Raw genomic sequence first — 3,479 nt, 5'->3', positions numbered from 1 at the left:
TTGGACTAGTTGTCCGTGGGTTGATCTATCCCTGGGCGGTTGTCATCGCTGGCAGAGCCGACGTCCGTTTCGATCAACAGGCCAAATCTAGACAAGAGTTTGATTAATAAAAATTTTCAGTCAAATTTGATCAAAAGTAGATTAAAAACCTACCTACCTTATGGCTTATAAACCAGTTCCAACCACTCAAAAAGTGTGTGTTCGCTGTAACACGATCTATTACGCCAAGGACCGCCGCCGACTGTACTGCTCCAGTAGTTGCAACACGTTAGCGTGGATGGATCGGCGCGGCTTAGGTAGCTCTAACCAATCGCAGGTCGAGCCCAAAAAGGCCGCAGGAGGGCTTGAATTTAGCCTTAACAATATCGGCACCATTGCAACGGGTGTTTTGGTCGCAGACACGGCCAAAGTAGGGCTTAACGCTTTATTCGACGTGCAACCAACGAACGCCCAGATAATGGCCGAATTAAAAGCCCTTCGCCAGGAGAATGCCCGGTTAACAAGTATTGTCAGTGGGAAGCTAGACGCCGTGGCTGGATCCGTGTTTGATGCCAAGCTTGGCTTGGCCGCGACGGGGCCAGAGGTTCGCAACGCCATCATAGGTTCTGAACAGCGCCGGAAGAACTTACCCCCACCCATCGAGCGTGGGCACTAAGACCTTCTCCCCGGACAGTTGGGGTGGTATATGCCTGAAGAAAAATCGTGGGGGTTTGGGGGCAAAGCCCCCAAGCACTACGCACCAATCCGCTTTCAACTGACCAAAAAAGCGGTGTCTGCGACGCTATGAAAAAGTGATTTAGGAGATACAGAAGAGAAACATACATAAATATCTAACAATCAATAAGTTATGTTAAAACTGTGTAAAGCACTGCTTTACATTATTGTAAAGCAGCTTGCTTTACACAGTTTTACATCATGTATCAAAAATTTTTACATGATGTAAAAATTTTTTTTGGATATTGATGTGAAACTTTGCAGTATTGCAAAGCACTACTTTACACCCCACACTCACAGAAATGGCACACGAAAAGCAGATGGTTGACTACCAAACAGGAGAAGTGGATGTGGTTAACGACAACTTTGTGCAACTCTATGTTGACAAGCTCGATCTAATTATTGAGATGACAGGTGAGAACCATACAGCGGTAAAGATTTTTGTGTGGTTGCTCCAACATATGGATAAACGTAACGCTCTGGTTATCAGTCAGCAAGCGTTAGCAGAGGCACTTGATCTTAGCAGACAAACTATTCATACTTCAACTAAGTATCTCAGGGAGAAAAAAGCAGTTGACATATTAAAATCTGGTAATACAAACATCTATGCAGTAAATGCCCAGATTGCTTGGAAAGCAGACGCAAACGGCAAAAAATATGCTTTGTTCAACGCAGCCGTTTACATTTCTGATTCAGAACAGGACAAGCCCCTATTCGACACCCAACTAGTCGGCCACGCCAAACCCCGGCTTACCAAAAAGCGTGTCATAAAGCCATTAGCTAAAACGGACGTCGGCTCTGCGGAGGCGCAACCGACCAGGGATTAAGCTAATCCACGGACAACCGTCCAAACCCCCGATCCAAGCCATGTTGCTAGAGGGTCGGGGGTCTTTTAAAACCAACTAACTGTTAGTGATATGGCCAAGTTTTTGGAAATTATGGGTCCTGGCCCAAGTAAGCTTATTTTCAATATAGATCAAGTTGTGTTCGTTCAAGCCACCTCAGGTGGTTGTAGAATACAACTCAGCGGGGATAATGCCAAATCCATAAATATTTCTTATGTAGATATGAAAAAGGCACTGGAGAATACTCAGAATTCTCCTCAACTAATATTCTCAGTTGTTGATGATAATTTACCTGATGCAACCCCTCCTAGTCCTCCATTTGCAATGTGATAAAGTGGTCCTCCCTTCGGTCGGTAATCGTGAAGTTATTTGGGGGCGTTGCCCCCAAACCCCCAAGGTTTTTGGAGGCATTAAGCCACCCCAACTGTCCGGGGGAAAAATGATGTCGTGTCATTCAAAAATAATAAAAACTGCCGCAGTACATGCCTAAAAAAAAACATAATAAAAAGATCGTAAATAGTGGTACTACTAGTAGTAATAGGCGTAGTAATGTACATACATCGAGTAACAACTTAGAAGTACTCTCCAACAAGTCATGGACAATTCTAGGCGTTCTTAGTGCTTTACTAACTATTTTGTTATCATATTATGCCCTAAAACCACAGATGACTGTTGAAACTCCGTTTGGCGCAGATGATAAGAAATTATTATTGACCTTTTTTGAAATAAAAAATAATAGCTACTTTAATCTAAAAATAGAAAATCTTTTTGTTGAAATTCACGAGGTTGAATTTGGCAACAATAATGGAATAAAAAATCTTAATCTTGCTGGACCTAAAATTAATGAAATAATAAACCCAGGAGGAATTAGAGATTTTCAATTATCAATTGATAAATTATTTAAGCTTAAAGATGTTCACAAAGTAGAACTTACTATGCATTTTAAATACGTATACCTTTTTTTTACTTTTAATAGGGATATAGAATTTTCTACTTACACTGATTCTAATGGGAAAATTATTTGGCTTAAAAAAATACCTTGACTCAACACCCTCTCTAATCAATACAGGTCAATATCCAAAATATACCTTTTGTAAGAACTCGAAATTGCGTTATCCCACTAACTGTTTTGGAAGGATTGTTATGTTAAGGGATTATTCCTCGAAGCCGCCCACTGGCCACCAACTCCGTTAACCGGGTTTTGGCCTCCGGTAGGGTGTGGCCTCCTAGGGGATAAATATCCATGTCGTTGTCGGCCAGTCTAGGGGCCTGGGGCAAGAGCAAATCCCACAAACCGTCGTTCCCCTGCCAAAGAACGTACTTACCCTCTAATGAGCCAGCTTCAGCTTCGATTTGGGCTAAGACTCGAGTGATTGAATCATAAACCGACAAGCCCCCTTGTAAATCCTCGATGGCCACGATAGTATCTTCGAGTTGGTAGCAATAGGTTAACTCTCTCATTAAATATAGATTGAAGTACAGTTACGGATGAACGTAAAGCTAAGTATTTCCTGAGAAGTAACAGGATATAATTTAGGAATTACTATAAATGACTGATTACTAGTTGACTAAAATATTAACCGCACCATTTCAGGCACCATTATCGGCACCATTCGAGGGAGCATTTTAGGCACCATTTGGAGATACTTATCTTTTAAGTATAAATACTAGTAAATAGCATTGTGTTACCGAACGGTAACGGCGGCTGATAAGCTATCGAAACGGGAATTTTATTAAATAATTATAATATGTAAATATTTACATTAATCAATAAGTAAACAGCCTTAATGTGTATCTCATTTTTCGACCAGTGCGCTTTTTATTCGACGAATGAGTTAGGTTTTCGGCTAACAATAAGCAATTCCACTGACCGCTAATGGAAAGCCCCGACCTTACAGCATCACGGCTCAGATCGGGGCT

Annotated in this window: 4 protein-coding genes; all 4 read left to right on the top strand. The window is 41.5% G+C overall.

Annotated features, from left to right (window positions below):
- The first annotated feature begins 160 nt into the window (after positions 1 to 160).
- The 4 genes from J2I47_RS26270 to J2I47_RS26255 all read left to right on the top strand — a co-directional run bounded on the left by J2I47_RS26270 (position 161) and on the right by J2I47_RS26255 (position 2,602).
- Positions 161 to 655, top strand: a complete 495-nt coding sequence (locus J2I47_RS26270) for a hypothetical protein (protein ID WP_207367609.1) — start codon at positions 161 to 163, stop codon at positions 653 to 655.
- Positions 656 to 1,016: 361 nt separating this feature from the next.
- Entirely contained in the window at positions 1,017 to 1,541 is a 525-nt protein-coding gene (locus tag J2I47_RS26265) for a replication/maintenance protein RepL (RefSeq protein WP_207367608.1), read from the top strand.
- A 90-nt stretch (positions 1,542 to 1,631) separates the two neighbouring features.
- Positions 1,632 to 1,889: a hypothetical protein gene (locus tag J2I47_RS26260; protein ID WP_207367607.1), complete on the top strand. Its 258-nt coding sequence runs from the start codon at positions 1,632 to 1,634 to the stop codon at positions 1,887 to 1,889.
- A 152-nt stretch (positions 1,890 to 2,041) separates the two neighbouring features.
- Positions 2,042 to 2,602 (top strand): hypothetical protein, encoded by a 561-nt coding sequence (locus J2I47_RS26255; RefSeq protein ID WP_207367606.1) that lies wholly within the window; start codon positions 2,042 to 2,044, stop codon positions 2,600 to 2,602.
- The last annotated feature ends 877 nt before the right edge of the window (positions 2,603 to 3,479 follow it).

The organism is Fibrella rubiginis (assembly GCF_017353185.1).
Taxonomy (GTDB): Bacteria; Bacteroidota; Bacteroidia; order Cytophagales; family Spirosomataceae; genus Fibrella; species Fibrella rubiginis.
The sequence above is the reverse complement of the archived record's forward strand: the minus strand, read 5'-3'. Positions and strand labels throughout refer to the sequence as shown.